The sequence below is a fragment of the Pedobacter rhizosphaerae genome, assembly GCF_900111155.1.
Classification (GTDB): domain Bacteria; phylum Bacteroidota; class Bacteroidia; order Sphingobacteriales; family Sphingobacteriaceae; genus Pedobacter; species Pedobacter rhizosphaerae.
Window position 1 is genome coordinate 58,225 of sequence record NZ_FOGG01000007.1, and the last position, 15,440, is coordinate 73,664.

Annotated in this window: 18 protein-coding genes; 16 read left to right on the plus strand and 2 right to left on the minus strand. The window is 45.6% G+C overall.

Annotated elements, in window-relative coordinates; all coding sequences use genetic code 11:
- Nucleotides 1-19 precede the first annotated feature (19 nt).
- The 16 genes from BMX11_RS07425 to BMX11_RS07495 all read left to right on the plus strand — a co-directional run bounded on the left by BMX11_RS07425 (nucleotide 20) and on the right by BMX11_RS07495 (nucleotide 12,973).
- Nucleotides 20-685: a hypothetical protein gene (locus BMX11_RS07425; RefSeq protein ID WP_090883031.1), complete on the plus strand. Its 666-nt coding sequence runs from the start codon at nucleotides 20-22 to the stop codon at nucleotides 683-685.
- Nucleotides 682-1,344 carry a hypothetical protein gene (locus BMX11_RS07430; RefSeq protein ID WP_090883033.1) on the plus strand — a complete coding sequence of 221 codons (663 nt, stop codon included), beginning with the start codon at nucleotides 682-684 and terminating at the stop codon, nucleotides 1,342-1,344. The genes BMX11_RS07425 and BMX11_RS07430 overlap by 4 nt, the downstream gene beginning before the upstream one ends.
- Nucleotides 1,341-2,003 carry a hypothetical protein gene (locus BMX11_RS07435; protein ID WP_090883035.1) on the plus strand — a complete coding sequence of 221 codons (663 nt, stop codon included), beginning with the start codon at nucleotides 1,341-1,343 and terminating at the stop codon, nucleotides 2,001-2,003. The genes BMX11_RS07430 and BMX11_RS07435 overlap by 4 nt, the downstream gene beginning before the upstream one ends.
- Nucleotides 2,000-2,770, plus strand: coding sequence for a hypothetical protein (locus BMX11_RS07440; RefSeq protein WP_090883037.1), 771 nt, complete (start codon nucleotides 2,000-2,002; stop codon nucleotides 2,768-2,770). The genes BMX11_RS07435 and BMX11_RS07440 overlap by 4 nt, the downstream gene beginning before the upstream one ends.
- A complete protein-coding gene (locus tag BMX11_RS07445) occupies nucleotides 2,767-3,909 on the plus strand; it encodes a TraJ family protein (RefSeq protein ID WP_090883040.1) in 1,143 nt (380 codons plus the stop codon). The genes BMX11_RS07440 and BMX11_RS07445 overlap by 4 nt, the downstream gene beginning before the upstream one ends.
- Before the next feature lie 3 nt (nucleotides 3,910-3,912).
- On the plus strand, nucleotides 3,913-4,533 hold the full coding sequence (traK, locus tag BMX11_RS07450) for a conjugative transposon protein TraK (protein WP_090883042.1): 621 nt from the start codon (nucleotides 3,913-3,915) through the stop codon (nucleotides 4,531-4,533).
- Nucleotides 4,534-4,543: 10 nt separating this feature from the next.
- Nucleotides 4,544-4,933: a hypothetical protein gene (locus BMX11_RS07455; RefSeq protein ID WP_090883044.1), complete on the plus strand. Its 390-nt coding sequence runs from the start codon at nucleotides 4,544-4,546 to the stop codon at nucleotides 4,931-4,933.
- The gene (traM, locus tag BMX11_RS07460; RefSeq protein ID WP_090883045.1) at nucleotides 4,930-6,066 is read left to right on the plus strand and encodes a conjugative transposon protein TraM; all 1,137 of its coding nucleotides are present in this window, start codon (nucleotides 4,930-4,932) and stop codon (nucleotides 6,064-6,066) included. The genes BMX11_RS07455 and traM overlap by 4 nt, the downstream gene beginning before the upstream one ends.
- A gap of 17 nt (nucleotides 6,067-6,083) precedes the next feature.
- A complete protein-coding gene (locus tag BMX11_RS07465) occupies nucleotides 6,084-6,899 on the plus strand; it encodes a DUF4138 domain-containing protein (protein ID WP_090883047.1) in 816 nt (271 codons plus the stop codon).
- Nucleotides 6,900-6,922: 23 nt separating this feature from the next.
- Entirely contained in the window at nucleotides 6,923-8,902 is a 1,980-nt protein-coding gene (locus tag BMX11_RS07470; RefSeq protein WP_090883049.1) for a type IV secretion system DNA-binding domain-containing protein, read from the plus strand.
- A gap of 51 nt (nucleotides 8,903-8,953) precedes the next feature.
- Nucleotides 8,954-9,352: a hypothetical protein gene (locus BMX11_RS07475; RefSeq protein WP_090883051.1), complete on the plus strand. Its 399-nt coding sequence runs from the start codon at nucleotides 8,954-8,956 to the stop codon at nucleotides 9,350-9,352.
- 17 nt (nucleotides 9,353-9,369) lie between these two features.
- Nucleotides 9,370-9,819: a M23 family metallopeptidase gene (locus BMX11_RS07480; RefSeq protein WP_175474500.1), complete on the plus strand. Its 450-nt coding sequence runs from the start codon at nucleotides 9,370-9,372 to the stop codon at nucleotides 9,817-9,819.
- A 127-nt stretch (nucleotides 9,820-9,946) separates the two neighbouring features.
- Nucleotides 9,947-10,111 carry a hypothetical protein gene (locus BMX11_RS24260; protein ID WP_175474501.1) on the plus strand — a complete coding sequence of 55 codons (165 nt, stop codon included), beginning with the start codon at nucleotides 9,947-9,949 and terminating at the stop codon, nucleotides 10,109-10,111.
- Between the two features lie 13 nt (nucleotides 10,112-10,124).
- Complete coding sequence (locus tag BMX11_RS07485; protein WP_245738606.1) at nucleotides 10,125-11,309, plus strand: ArdC family protein; 1,185 nt, start codon at nucleotides 10,125-10,127, stop codon at nucleotides 11,307-11,309.
- 5 nt (nucleotides 11,310-11,314) lie between these two features.
- On the plus strand, nucleotides 11,315-12,091 hold the full coding sequence (locus tag BMX11_RS07490) for a DUF4099 domain-containing protein (RefSeq protein WP_175474502.1): 777 nt from the start codon (nucleotides 11,315-11,317) through the stop codon (nucleotides 12,089-12,091).
- 45 nt (nucleotides 12,092-12,136) lie between these two features.
- Nucleotides 12,137-12,973 carry a hypothetical protein gene (locus BMX11_RS07495; protein WP_090883057.1) on the plus strand — a complete coding sequence of 279 codons (837 nt, stop codon included), beginning with the start codon at nucleotides 12,137-12,139 and terminating at the stop codon, nucleotides 12,971-12,973.
- A gap of 55 nt (nucleotides 12,974-13,028) precedes the next feature.
- On the opposite strand, the gene BMX11_RS07500 is transcribed toward BMX11_RS07495, so the two are convergent.
- Nucleotides 13,029-14,753, minus strand: coding sequence for a carbamoyltransferase family protein (locus tag BMX11_RS07500; protein ID WP_090883059.1), 1,725 nt, complete (start codon nucleotides 14,751-14,753; stop codon nucleotides 13,029-13,031).
- Nucleotides 14,754-14,840: 87 nt separating this feature from the next.
- Nucleotides 14,841-15,440 (minus strand): exosortase Y, encoded by a 600-nt coding sequence (xrtY, locus tag BMX11_RS07505; protein WP_090883061.1) that lies wholly within the window; start codon nucleotides 15,438-15,440, stop codon nucleotides 14,841-14,843.

The window sequence follows — 15,440 nt, forward strand, 5'->3', positions numbered from 1 at the left end:
AATCTTAAAATGTTAACCTATGAAAAAGCTTTTTTTTTTGACCCTGCCGGCACTTTTGTTAATCAACTCTGCCAGTAGCCAGATCTATTTCGATCCGGCAACCTCCGCTGCTACTGCGGCACATGCTTCCATTATTGATCGGCAACTTTCTTCCTCCTCAGAAAAGCTGACCCTATTGCAGCGCGCCCAGCTCACCGTTACCGGTCAGCTTGCCGTTGCCAATACCCTTCAATCGCAAATCTATCAGGGACTGAGCGAGGTTTCCTCAATCATGCGCTCGCTGCTTTCAGTGAAGGAAATTTATGACACTTCGGTAGATGTCATCCAGGATTTGGAAAAGGCAGGAAAGCTGGGAGTGAAAAATCCCGCTCTTTTGCTATTTGCTGAATCAGCGGCAAGGGAAATAAGGACCAGGGCGAGCTTACTCAGCTCACAGGTAGGCAGCTTTGTGCTAAAAGGAGGGAAGGATAACCTGATGGATTCCGGCGAGCGGGCAAAACTGCTCAACGCCATTCTCAGCCAGCTCCTGGTGCTCCGCGGACTGAGTTACGGGATGTACCGTTCGATGTATTGGGCGGATCAGCGCGGTTTTCTCCGCTCGATCAACCCCTATGCAGGTTACATCAATATCGATAAGCGGATTGCCGATGACATCATTTTAAAAACCAAAATGTTTAAGCCATGAAAACTCCTGTTCTTTTCAGCCTCCTGTTTTTCCTGCCCGTATGCCTCTGCGCTCAGATCAATGTTGCACTGCTGCATCAGCTCGTCTCAGACTCCAAAAGGGAATATAATGCCCAGAATATCGCCAGAGACCAGCAGGCCCGCTCGAGCGGAACCTCGGTGATGAATGCCTCACAAATGGAAAGGTTGAAGTCGCTTTACCGGACCAATCAATCACAGATCAATATGCTGGGTACTGCGCTAAATGTCGTACAAATCTCTGCTCAGGGGATTCCCTTGATAGAGGAAATCTCCAGCCTCCAAACCCAAATCTTTTCCTTATGTGCTCATCAGCCACTACTTGTACCCCTGGCGCTTTCCAGTCAGCTCAGCATAGCTGACCGGGCAGCGCAACTTCTGCGCTACTGTTATGGAATCACACTCAGCATCGGAGCACTCAACCAAATGCGTCAAAGCGATCGGGCGATGCTTTTTTCTTTTGTGATTGCAGAGCTGAGGTCTATCAGTGGCAGCTTGAAGGGGCTTGAGATGAGTATCCGTGGAGTAATGACCCGATTTGGTTCCAACTCGGTTAATTTTTCTAACTTTTCTTCTCGCGATAAAACCCTTGTCGATGAGATCATATTCAAAATCAAGCAGTTAAAAGGGAGGCAGAGATGAAAGTGCTGCTGACAGGACTACTGCTGCTTGTACTCACCAGGGCTTTTTCCCAGCAGGTTGTTCTCGACAAGGCTCATTTATCAGCCGTAATGGCCAATGGGGCGATGCGCTCAGCATCAGAGTCTCTCCACCATAGCTATCTCCAGGGATCAATGGATCATTTCGATCAAATTAAAATGCGGCTTGCTCCGCTTATTTCAACCCAGGAGCTCATCTTTCGTTCCTTATCACAGGTAGACGGGGTGTTAAGGGATGCGCTGATAGTCAAAGAAATCATCGCCCTTACCCAGCAGAACCTTACAGAGGCCATGGCTCTGCTCAATGATGCCCGCCAAAACCCACAACTTTCCCTGTTTGCCGAAAGCAGTACCAGAATGCTGCTCAATAGGAGTAGCGCACTCTATACCCAGCTTGCTGAGTTTGTGCTCAAGGAATCGCCACAGGCGCTGATTAACCATGAAAGCCGTGATGCATTACTCAAGAAAATATCCCTCGAGCTCAAGGTTATCCGCACCCTGCTTTACAGTGCCCGCAAAAGTATGTTCTGGGCTCAAGTGAATGGTTTTTTTCGCACAGTGAATCCCTACAGGGGATTTATCGCCAGGGACAAACAGCTGGCCGATGACATATTATATCACCTTAAAACGATCAAAAAATGAAACATTTCATGCTATTGTTTTTTTGCTGCCTGAGCATCTCGCTAAGTTATGCCCAACGGGTAATCAAGGATGCTGCAATTGCCCATCAGCAGCAGCGCATGGTTTTTAGTCAATGGGATGCCGATAAGTTTACCCCAAAGCCAGGATTTCTAGGCTTAAACCCACTGTACTGGATTACCTGGGGGTTGCATCCGGATTATCCAAAAACAGACCGGCGTCCCTTGTCCGCCTCTGGTCCTCAATCCCAGCGCATAGCCCTGGCGATGGTGATGCAGCAGGCCGACCAGGCCCATTTTAAGCAGAGCGATACGCTATCGGCTTCGGCAATTTATGCCGCGGCAGCCTACTCTGGTCTATCCTCCGGGGTTGATCCGCTCTGGCAGCTGTATTATGCAGATCAGTTTTCCCCGCTGATTTCCTTTGCCGGTAACCCTCCGCTTTCTGGTAGCCCACAAGAGATCGCCCAGTTGCGATCCTCGGGCCTGTATCAATGGTATGCAGCAGAACATGCCTCTTTAGCCCAGCGCCTGCAGATTTGCCGAACAACATCACTGGAGCGAGGCGCCCGGCTGATTGGCTATCACCGTCTGCTGGGGGAATATCGCAAACTTGAAGCAGACTGGGAGGGGAGAAGGCAGACCATTGGCAGGCACCTGAATCTTCAGCGGGCCTCCAAGCGGATTAAAATTTTTGAAGGCCGTGCTCCTTCAGGCAAAAAGACTGATATCGAAATTGCCGATGAAATCCTTAAAAAATCTAAGCTATGACAACTAAACTCAGCCTGGCCAGCACATTGGCCAGCCAAACCAGCATGCAGGCCCCTGTCCAGGTCAGTGACACTTTTAAAGATACCTTTAACTATCTACAGGGAAACGGCGTTTATGAAGAGGGCATGATGCACTTCCTTCACCAGATGAAAGAGAGTATCTGGACGCATTATGATGCTTTCATTGGTGATGCGCAGGCCCTGGCCGCAATTTTTACTCTTATTTTTTTTGCTAAAACCAGCTATGAGCTAATCGTTGGAGATAAGCGGCTGGAAATCATGCCCCTGCTCAGGCCCTTTGGGCTTTCCATGATTATTCTCTGGTGGCCGGCGTTCACCAAGGCTGTGGCCTTTCCCGGACAGATAATTGAACACCGTACTGCTGCTTTTTTTGATGGTAGCCAAAGCGAAATAAATGCCTTAAGGCTGCAACGGGCGAGATTGATGGTGTCGCTTTCCGATGAGTTACTCAGGGTTCAGGCCGAAAGCGAGATTGCCAAGAAAGAAGCTGATACCTGGTATGAGAATGCCTGGGAATCAGTTAAGAGTTCTGTTAAAGACGGATTCTCACAAGTGTGGAATCCTGTGGTAGAAATGAGGAACCGCCTACAGGTTGGTTTGCAGTTACTCGGTGCCTCTCTGCTGGAGACCCTTGCGGTATGGGTTCTACGCATAGCGGTTTACCTGCTTTTTATGGTGCAGATTATCTTCTCTATTATCCTGATTATTTTAGGTCCCTTTTCGGTAGCTGCGAGTATTCTGCCTATTTTCCGGGATTCTTTTTCGAGCTGGATCGCAAGGTTTGTTTCGGTAAGTCTCTATTCAGGAATCGGTTATCTGGTGATGTATGTGGCCTCACTTTTTCAGCATTATGCGCTCGAGGCAGAGATTTCACGCTATAAGGAACTTTTAAGCCAGAGCGGAGACCATCTGGAAAAGCTTAGCTGGTTTGCCTCCAATGGCGTACTTTCTTTTGGCATGGTGATCATTACCTTTATTATCGGTGCCCTGACCATGTTCACCGTGCCCAGCATTTCCACCTGGATCGTGTCCACCTCTGGAATCAGCTCTGCAGCAAGTGTGATGGGCAGTAACGCGGCTAAAGTAGGTAGCGTGGCCGGAAATATTGTAGGAGGATAGTACATGCTGATTAAAAATATTGAAAGCAAGGTACGCCTCGCCAGCATCGTATCTGTGGGCAGTTTTTTGCTGAGCTTTGCCCTAAGTGTCACCGCCTTTTTTTTTGCCTACAGGCAGGTAGGTGAGGAGAGAAGGCAGATATATATACTCAATGCCCAAGGGCTGCCACAACCTGCATACCGGCGGGCGCTGGAGATGAATCGCAGCGCAGAATACCGTGCTCACATCAGCCGATTTCATGAGCTTTTTTTCTCGCTCATCCCTGATGAGAAATACATCGAGCAGCAGATGAGCCGCGCGATGTACCTCGTTGATGAAAGTGGGGTGAGGCAATACAACAACTTAAAGGAGAAAAGTTTTTTTAACTCGGTGCTCTCTTCTTCTGCAGTGCTGTCCTTGCAAATCGATTCGATCCTGCTTGATGAAAAGCAACACTACTTTCGCCTCTATGCTACCCAGCGAATTGATCGCCGCAGCTCGCTCACCACCAGATCCTTAATTACTGAAGGGCACCTGGTTGATCTGCCTGCCCGTTCAGAGCACAATCCACATGCGGTTCTGATTACCGGCTGGAAGACGCTGGAAAATGCGGACCGTTCTTCGCAGTCCAAGGACCCGTTTTAATCTTGATGATATGAAAAGAAAAACATTTTTCGCTTCGGGATCCCTTGGGCGTGTTTCCAAGCTTGGCTTTGGTTTAGAGAAAGTCTTTTACTCCCCATTGCAGCGCTTTCCCCGCTTCGCCTTTTTGATGATGATTCTGCTGATCGCTTTTTCGGTGATCTTTCGTTTCGCCACTAATCCGCCCGCAGTCCCCCCAAAGGTCAGTTTGACCCAGGGCCCTGCTTCGGCAAATTTAAGCAGATTACCCCAAACCGCGTCTGCTTTAGCTCAGGTGATGGAACTGCAGGCGGTATTGGCAGAAATTTCAACCCAGGATACTTTAAGCGCGGTAGATAGCATCAAGATTGAAAGGCTGCTTAGCCGGATATCCCTGCTGCAAAAACAAATTCAAAAACCATGAGAAAAATAGATTTTAAGCATCCCCGTTACATGCTTCCCCTGATTATTCTTCCCTTTATCTTCATCCTTTTTTATGTTTACCGGAACAGCAATTTTTCAAAAGCTAAGGGCTTAAAAGATTCCATTCAGCTCAGTGCCGATCTGGGTGAAGTTTCTCCGGATGTGAGCAGCTCAAGCATGGAAGACAAGTTTCAGGCATCCCGCGAAAAATTTAAAAAAGGTGATGGACAAACCCCGCTTTCGGCAATCACTGATCCTGACTCTACATCTTCAGAGTGGGCTCAGCAGCAGCGAATAGCGGCTATGAGAGAGGCCGTGTTATATCCCTCATCGCCCAGACCCTTAAATAGATCTGTTAAAGAGGATGAATCCCTGGCCTCTCAAAAGGCGCTTGCTGCAGCTTTAAATGAGCTCCATTCACCTCCGCCAGTAAATCCCAGCTCCGCAAGGCCACCAACGGATCCCATGGCCATTTTTCGTGCCCAGATGGCTATTGTAGACAGCATGGGAAAAGCCAATGACCCTGCCAATCGGAGTGCGAAAAATAAAAAAGGGGTTATGGGTGCTTCCCGAGAGCAGGAAAGCTCTAGGGAGGTCCTCAAAGTATCGCTGGAGAGAGATTCTGAAGCAGATTTTAATAGCGTAAAACCAGTTAAGTCAAACAGCAAATTCATTGCTGCAATGGTAAACGAGCAGCTCCTTGTCAAAGGGGAATCCAGAATTAGCCTGAAATTACTTCAAGACATCTATGCCGGGGGGTACCGGATCGAAAAGGGTACCATTTTATATGCCCTGGTCAGTGGATTTTCCACTCAGCGTATTCAGATCTCCGTCCATTCTATCCTGCACCGGGGAGAATTGCTTGCGGTGAATTTAGAGGTTTACGATATCGATGGAATCAAGGGGCTTTATGTGCCTTCCTCCACTTTTCGCGATCTGAGTAAAGAACTCGGGAGTGCGGGAATCCAGGGAACAGATCTGCCACTGTCCAATGGACAAATCAGCAGTCTGCTTGGCAGGGTATTCCAGTCCGGGAGTACTGCACTGAATAGAATAATTATGCGTAACAAAGCCCGGATTGGCTACGGCTCAATGCTCTATCTGATTGATCCCGATCAGCTGAAAAGAAATTAAACATACAAGCTACAACTATGAAATTAAAACTTATTTATCTGCTCACAGCTCTCACCTTAAGCATCGACCTTTATGCCCAGCTGCCCTCTAGTATTGTGCTGGTGAAAGGCTCCACACTTCATTTCCGCTCTCCCGAGCCTATCCGTTATGTTGACCTTTCTTCCCCTGATTTAAAAGGAGACCTTCCCTTGGATCAGTTACTCAGGGTAAAGCTGAAGCTAGACTCTGGGAAAACAAAGTACGATGAATCACCTTACCTGATTACCATTGCCGGAGAAAGCTTTTTAGCCCAGTACCGCATCATTGCCCTGGATCACCACTCCATGCAGCCTTTAACTACCGAAATAGAGATTCAGCCTAAAGATATGCTGCCCTTATCACCCGCTTCCCCAGAGCTGACTACCCCCCAGATCAAAGCCTGTGCACTGGAATTATTATCCCAACATAAATCCCGTAAATTATTTTCTGCCAGAGGGCAGGATATTTCTCTACACATTAACCGTATAGCCTCAGCAGGGGACTTGATTTTTATCGATATCACTGCAAGCAATGCTTCTCATATGGCCTATGAGATTGACAATTTGGAATTTAGTCTTCAGGATAGGCGAATCGTCAAGGCCACCAACCAGCAATCCATCGAGCTTAAACCACGCTGGCAGCTCTATCCCTCCAAGCGGTTCACTCAGCACTACAGAAATATCTATGTGCTCAACAAATTGAGCCTTTCAGGGGAGAAATGCCTGAAAATTACGCTAACTGAAGTTCAACCCTCTGTCCGTAAGGTCAGTATTTTTTTGAAGAGTAGAGATCTGCTCAATGCCGATACATTTTAATTCAACCTATATAGTGTAGAAAAATGGAAGAAACCCAAACCCAGCAGAGCTTACACCGGTTCATGCAGTTCAGTATCTATCTTGCCGTTTCACTGGATTTGCTGTGTTTTTTGTTGCCGCAAATGCGGCCGCACCTCCCTGTATATATTTGGGGTATCGCCAAAATGCTGACGAATATCTTTAGCAGGCTTACTATTTTTCAGCACCCACTTTACAGCAGGCTTTTTATACTGTCACTACTATTGTTGGTATCAGTGGGTACATTGAGCAAAAAGTCGAGAGAATTTAATGCCAAAAGAGCCATTGCTTTTCCCTTATTCACAGGACTTATCTTTTTCTTTGGCAGTCCACTTGTTCTGAAGGCAATGGCTGAGGAAATGATAACAAATACCTGGGGCATGATTTGCTATTCTTCATTGCTTATACTGGGTACCATACTAATCCATACCGCAACTGATAACATCTCTAAAATCATCAGCTCAGGCTTTGGAAAAGACCGTTGGAACATCGAGGAAGAATCTTTCATGCAGCCCATCAGACCAAAACTAGGTCCCCACCGGGTAAGTATTCCTTCTCTTTTTTATTTTAAAGATAAAGTGAGGAATGGTTTCATCAACATCGAAAACATATTCCGTGGAACCTTGCTGATTGGAACTCCTGGATCGGGCAAGAGTTTTGGGGTCGTCATGCCTTTTATCCGTCAGCTGATAGATAAGGGATTTTGTATATGCCTGTATGATTTCAAATATCCTGACCTTGGTCAGCTGGCCTACTACCATTACCTGCATCAGCGAAAAAAAGGTAAACTTCTAAACTACGGATTTCATGTACTCAATCTCAATCAGGTTGAGCGCAGTAGAAGGGTAAATGTTTTGCGCTCAGATTACATCTCCACCCTGGCTGATGCCTCGGAAACCGCTGAGGCCTTGGTTGAAGCGTTAAAAAAAGGAGATAAGTCATCCGGAAGCGACCAGTTTTTTACTCAGAGTGCCGTCAACTTTCTTTCCGCCAGTATATACTTCCTTGCCAGACATGATGGGGGAAAATATTCTTCACTGCCTCACCTACTATCCTTTTTAAACTGTTCTTATGAGCAGATCTTTTCTGCACTGATGAGTAATGATGAGCTTTCTTCTCTGCTCTCTCCATTCAAGAGTGCCTATCAGGCCCGTGCATTTGATCAGCTGGAAGGTCAGGTAGGCACCCTGAAGATATTTATTTCCAGGCTGGCCACCCTGGAGAGTTTCTGGATATTCTCCGGGGATGACTTTTCCCTGCGGATTAGCGATCCGGCTGCCCCCTCCATGCTGATTTTAGCCAATGATCCAAATACCCAAAATATCAATTCTGCCTGCTATTCCGCAGTCCTTAACCGGCTGACCAGACTGCTCAACAATAAGGGAAACCTGCCCAGTGCACTCTTGCTCGATGAGCTCCCAACTCTTTTCGTTCACAAAATCGAAAATCTTATTGCAACGGCCCGATCCAACCGGGTTGCAGTGCTCATGGGACTGCAGGAATTGCCCCAATTTCAGCAGCAGTATGGTAAAGACACCGCCAACACCATTTGCGCGGTGGTGGGAAATGTACTGGCAGGATCGGTGAGAAACAAGGAAACTTTGGATTGGCTTGAAAAGCTTTTTGGTAAAGTAAAGCAGGTAAATGAGAGCCTTTCCATTGACAGAAATAAAACCTCGGTATCCTTAAGCGAACGCCTGGAATATCTTATCCCCTCGGGAAAAATAGCCTCCTTGCGGGCTGGGGAGCTGGTGGGAATGCTGGCCGGAGATGTGGTGGAATCTTTTGATGGAAGATATGAGTCCTCAGCAATTAACTGCCGGGTGAATCTGGACTTGGAAAGTATTGCCAAGGAAGAGTCCAGTTATCCACAAATGCCCCTTTATTATGATTTTAAAGGAGCAAAACGGCAGGTGCTCGAGGAAAATTTCCGCCGTATCAATAGGGAGATTTCTCAGCTCATCGCATGCTTTCCATCGGCCTAGTGTCATTGAGATACAACCCCAAACAAATAAACCACCTGAAAGCCAAAAATTATGGAAAAATTTATTTCAAAGCCTGTTCTGGTAGATTTGGGACAGTCTTTTTTACCCGCAATTGGGGTAGTCAGCGCCATTGACCTTACAAAAGGTACAGCAACTGTGGTATTTAGCGATCTCTCCGTACAAACTCATGTTTTATCTGCTGTTGCCTTTCTCAAGGATAAGCAAACCCTTTACCAGCAACTGCTGACCCAAAGCGCTAATATTACAAGTGAGGATTTTAAAACCCTGCTGAAGGTGAATATGCTCCAGGAAAATCCAGCGGACTCCTCGATCCTCCAGGCCATGCAACTTTTACGTCACCATCCCGGTGCCTTGGCGCTGGCCAGTAACTCTATTGCTGAAGTGCTCAATATAAGGTTGCAACAAAGGGAAGCAAGTCCAGGCAGATGAGCATGCTGGAAAAGTTAATGGGCCTACTGCTAATAGGGATGCAGGGTGCATTTTGCCATGCTCAGCGGCAGGTTGTTCTTCCTTTGGATTCATTAGTGGTCACCAGTGGCTTTGGCCCAAGGATTCACCCTGTATTGCGCAAGGGCGATTTTCACCGTGGCGTTGACCTCAGGGCCAAGCAATCAGCGGTTAAAACGGTGATGGCTGGGAGGGTGTCATCGTGTGGCTACAATCCGATACTTGGAAACTTTGTGTGCATATCACATGGTAAATTGGAAAGTATCTATGGTCATCTCTCTTTTGCGATGGTATCGCCAGGGGAGTGGCTGGAAGCAGGTAAGGTAATTGGTGTCTCTGGTAATAGCGGACGGACCACAGCAGCACATTTGCATTTCGCGCTTCGCTACCAGGGTATTTTCCTGGATCCTATTCAATTCCTCTTTGCAATAAGAAATAGCGAACGCTAAGGATTTGTCCCGATCGCTATTAGCGCCCACTAAAAAATGATCAGGGCTTACTATGGTAATGGCTAGCTGCTTGTGCTATGTGCACTAAGTACAATAAGGCCTTTGTGATGTTTTAAAAATTCAAGTTATGATTTCAGAAAAATTAGAGAATGCCGAGAAATCTCTTGGCACCTTGCTCATGCTCATGAGAATCGATGAACAGATTTCTCTCAATGCAGAGCAGGCAGTAGCTTATGGGGTAGAATTTGCTGATGAACTCCCCTTAAGTGAGGAAGGAGATGATGATGGATAAAAAGCAGTCCCCAATGCACCTTCAAGTTGCCAAACTACTCATTGAGCAACTCAAAGCAGGGACTGCCCCATGGCAAAAGCCGTGGAGCGCTCCTGATAAGCGCTTGGAAATGATGCCCTATAACTTTCAGAGTGGCAAACGTTACCGGGGAATTAATGCTATTCATCTTTTACTCTCAGATCGCGGAGATCCAAGGTGGATGACTTTCAAGCAGGCAGAAGCCAGTGGCCTGCGCGTAGCTCGTGGCGAAAAGGGAACCCTTATCCAATTTGTTAAGACCCATGAGCGTAAAAAACTTCGTGATGATCAGGGTAAGCAGGTTTACAATGAGCTTGGTGAACCGATAATGGAAATGGTCAGTTTGCCCAGGCCCATCATCTCAAATGCCTGGGTGTTCAACGCTGAGCAAATCCAGAACATGCCTGAAATGTCCCTACCTACCTCGCATCTTTCCTGGGATCCGATAGAAAGAGCTGAAATGCTCATCTCAAACAGTGGTGCAGACATCTCCCATCAGTACATTGATGAAGCTTATTACCATATCCGTTACGATGCGATCGTTGTTCCCAAAGCAGAACAGTTTGAGCATGCTAAAGGGTATTATGCCACAGTCATGCACGAACTGGCCCACTGGACCGGACATCCCTCCAGATTAGACCGGAGTAAATTTTTTCAAAATGGTCTCCATCAATATGCCAGGGAAGAACTTCGTGCTGAAATTGCCTCCATGATCATTGGTGCCGAACTCGGGATTGGCAATGATCACGGCCAGCATGTAGCCTATCTTCAGGGCTGGATTGACATTTTGCAGGATAACCCTTTAGAGATCCTTACAGCCTCGGTGGATGCGGAAAAAATATTTTCTTTTCTCAGCTCACTTGAGCGGAAACAGGAGCTTACAATGAATGTTACCAAGGAGATGGGAGAGGCGCTAAAGTCAAATAAAAGCTATCTTTCTACCGGGGATACCATTCATTACAAGGGGCACACCTATCTCATTCAGGGTCATTTAAAGCAAGGACGCTTGCGCGTCAAGCAATTGCCTTCAGCAATCTGCTTTACCCTTTCTGGCCAGGATAAGCTCTACAACTCATTGCTTGCAGTGAAGCTTAATGCTTTACAGCAGCAAACAAGCCAACCGATCGCCCAATCTTCGGCGCTTGTTTTACCAACCTTCCCTTTAACCCCTAAAAGATAATGACTATGGAAACTCCATTTAATTCAGCCGACCTGCCTATAGATCAGCTCTCCCGTCTTGGAATTTATCAGGGCGATCAGTTACTACTGGATTCCTCCCAGGTCTCCGCACTGCTTTCCGGCAGAAGAACATCTCTTATTTCCCTACGTGATATAAAAGGTGATGGATTTGAGATTGAAAGGCTTGATGCCAAGCTCTCTTTATCCAGAGAAGAAAACGGCAAAGTAGAATTGCTGATTCATCCCATCTATAAGCAACCCCGGGAGCACACTTTGCTCACTGAAATGCAAATGCGAGATTTAATAACAGGAAAACAGGATTATATCTCTAAACTTATCGAGCAGGAAGATGGTCACTCCACGCTGCTTAATGTGGAATACGATGAGCAGACACGTGAATTTATCAGTTATCATGTCTCTGAGATCATCCCACCCGACCGAGTCAATTCGATATTGCTTAGTGAAGAAGAGAAAAGTGCCTTCCAAAGAGGGGAGTCGCTTGAGCTAGAAGATGGAACCAAATTGCAGCATAGGGCAACTGAGCCAAGTGGACTTTTGAGTAACCGTAAGATGCTTATCCTTTCTGTACTGATTGATGGGGGTATTTCTTACCTGTTGATTAAAGGCATTTCTGCCTTCAGACAAAATCCACAGCAATTAGATCACCATACGGCCTCTTTTGAGCGTGCTGTCCAGCAGATGCGCGGAGAAGGACTAGGCAACGCAGACCAGCGCATTTTAGAGCGACAGATGACGCCTCCTCGTCAAATCAATCACCGCTGATTTTCAGTAATAAAGTAATCACTAACAGACTTAAAATTTAAAAATATGGACCAGAACAATTTAGAATATTTGCAGAAAACCCTCGATTACCTGGGTTTTGGTACCCGGTTGAATGAAGTGCTCTCCTCAGCCATCTATCGGGAACTGGAAAGCTTCAGTCTTGGAATTAACCAACGTTACATTCCCGCTGAATTTCGCTCAGATCCTACTAAAATGATAGATCAGGCTCATTTTCAACTTAACTTTAGCCGATCGGGAGAGACGGGCATGTATTTTTTGAACACCTATCAGCTTACCCTCAAGCGATACAATGCAGAGGAGCCTATTCAGCAGACCTTTGACCTGGAAAAACACCATCGTATCAGCGCCCTTCAGGCCTATCGGTTAACCTGTGGTCTTTCTCTGGAAAAGGAAATTCTACAAAAAAGGGAGGCAGGCGATGACGTTATCCCTCAGCGCATTCCGGTTTGGCTAAAGCTTGACCTTTCGGTGAGTGATGACAAGGGCAATCACCCTCTCATGCGTTTTTATCCGGGCTATGGCTATGATTTGAGAACTACGTTGGATAATTTTGCCTTTTTGGGGTTGGAAGATCCAGAAAAAAAAGATGCCGTGATTAAGGCACTTCGATTTGGCAACCTAATTGAACTTTCGCTGGCGAAAGAAAATGGATCTCAGCAGGTCTACGTGGCAGCAAACCCGAAATTAAAAACATTAGACCTCTATTCAATGAACATGCAGCCCATTAAAGACTTGTCTGCAGTACTACCAAAAAATGAAAATCTACCAGATATACAGTCTACAGGAGTAGAGGCCAAAGGAAACAATAATACCATAACCTTTCCAATGGATAGCGTTGAGAATAGGGGACGTGGAAGGTAACTGAAAATCGAGGTTAATTATGATTTGTGAGTGTAAGTTAATGAATGTCGATATCTCATCTCTTGACGATAATATCCTCCATCACCAGCATATCCATCCGGGTTCTTAAGAAGCAATCTAATGCTTCTTCAGGCGTATTGACGATGGGTTCGTTTTCATTAAAAGAGGTATTTAAAAGGATGGGGGTGCCTGTTTTTTGATAAAAGGATTCAATAAGGCCATGATAGCGCGCATCATTTCCTTCGTGAACAGTTTGGAGCCTGCCAGTCCCGTCCAAATGGGTTACTGCAGGTATTTCTGAGTGTTTTTCTGGCTTAATTTTAAAGACCTTTTCCATAAAAGGAACATCGTCAACCTGTTCAAAATAGTCTGCAACATACTCAGAAAGAATAGAAGGAGCGAATGGCCGGAAAGATTCTCTGCGTTTGATTTTGGTGTTCAGGATTTCTTTTGCATGATTGTTTCTAGGGTCAGCCAGAATGGAACGGTGACCCAATGCCCTGGGACCAAATTCTGCTCTTCCCTGAAACCATCCCACCACACCTTCACTGATTAAGCAGTTGGTGATTTGATCATAAAATGCTGACCCGGTCAATTTTTGATAACTGATTTGCCTTTGATTTAGTAATTCTTCGATATAGGCATTATCGAATCTGCTTCCCAAATAACCATGGAGCATGGGCAATGCTCGGGGCTTTTTTTCGATCTGATTATAGCACCACAAGGCTGCGCCAATCGCCGTTCCGGCATCGTGGCCTGCTGGTGGAATATAGATATTTTTGAATGGAGTATTTAATTTGATTTTTCCATTTGCAACCGAATTTTGTGCTACTCCACCGGCGATACAAACTGCTTCTAAACCTGTTTTTTGATAAAGATGGTTTAAAATGTGGAAGATAACCTCTTCACATACTTGTTGAATAGAGGCTGCTAAATCCTGGTGATAAGAGGTGATCGGTTCTGTGGCTTCTCTGGGTTTACCCAGTATGTCAATCAGCTTAGGAGTAAAAAGTGCATCCATATGAGGAGAACCATCTTCCCAGCTCATTTTAACACCTTTTTTAGGATGATTAAAATATTGGAGATTTAGCTTGAATAGCCCATTGGGTAGTAATTTTACCAGTGACCTGATTTTCTCTACATATTTGGGGCTGCCATAAGGCGCTAGTCCCATCACCTTATATTCATCTCCATAATGAGGAAAGCCCAGAAATTGGGTAAGTGCAGTATAATAAACACCTAAGGAGTGTGGATAGGAAACAGTATCCAATACCTCAATCTGATTTCCTTTGCCAATTGCCGTCATGGTGCTGCTGAAATCGCCAAAACCATCAATTGATAATAGGGCTGCCTTTTCAAAAGGGGATGCAAAAAAGGCGCTGGCCAGGTGGGCTCTGTGATGCTCTACATTTATTATTTTTCCATTCAGTACCGCTGGATCTATAGAAAATAGTGCAGCAATTTCTTCCTGAATGCTCCCTGCTTTTTTCAGGTTCTTCATCCTGTCGAAGATGTTGCTTAAGCTTAACCTGTTTTTAAGCGCTGTAAGGATTTTACGCTTAAAGTTGGCTTTGGGATCCCTGGAAATAGCGATATAGTCCACATCCGTAATGCTGATGTTGGCTTCCTTCAGGCAAAATTTGATGGCTAAAGATGGAAATCCTGCCCAATGCTTAATGCGTCTGAAACGCTCTTCTTCGGAGGCAGCTATGATTTCTCCGTCTTTATAAATGCAGGCGGAAGAATCTCCGTGGTAGGCATTAAGGCCTAAAATATACATGGGATGGGAATTGGGTTTTAGGGATTCGTTTTTTAACTAGCGGGTTGAAAAGATAAATGGTTTAACATCCACACTCAAAACTTCAAACTAAGATTTTGGAGCTGCTGGAGTGCTTCTTTTCGTATTGCGCTTGATCCAGAAATACAGCATAATGAAGATCATGATATACACCAGAATATTGAAAATTTCATGGTGATATTCGAAATAATTTCTTTGACTGTGTACCATCCCAAACAATAAACCTAAGCCCGCAATTCTACCGATATTCAACAGATAAATAGCAATCAGACCTATAACGAGCATCTTTAAGGTAGATTTCCATGGTGCAGGAAAGGCCAAAACAAAGGCCGCTAAAAAGCTCATTACACCTAACCCCAAGCAGGAATAATTGATTCTCAGTAAAGGCCCGTTTACGACTAAAACATCCATCTCGTTGTGTATGGCATAAAAGCCAAATAACTTGATAATCCAAACCGCAGGCTTGATTAATGCCGTTTTCAGTCCTTGGATATAATCAAAATGTTCTGCAATGTAGGGACTATAAAACCGCGCCCCTGGGCTCATCACGCTGTTCATAAACAGGTTTCCCTGACTGAATAGGATATACAATGCAAAAAGGACGATAATAAACTTAATAGATTTTCTATTCGCTTGTTTCTTGGCTTCTTCGGGAGTGATTTCGTTCAT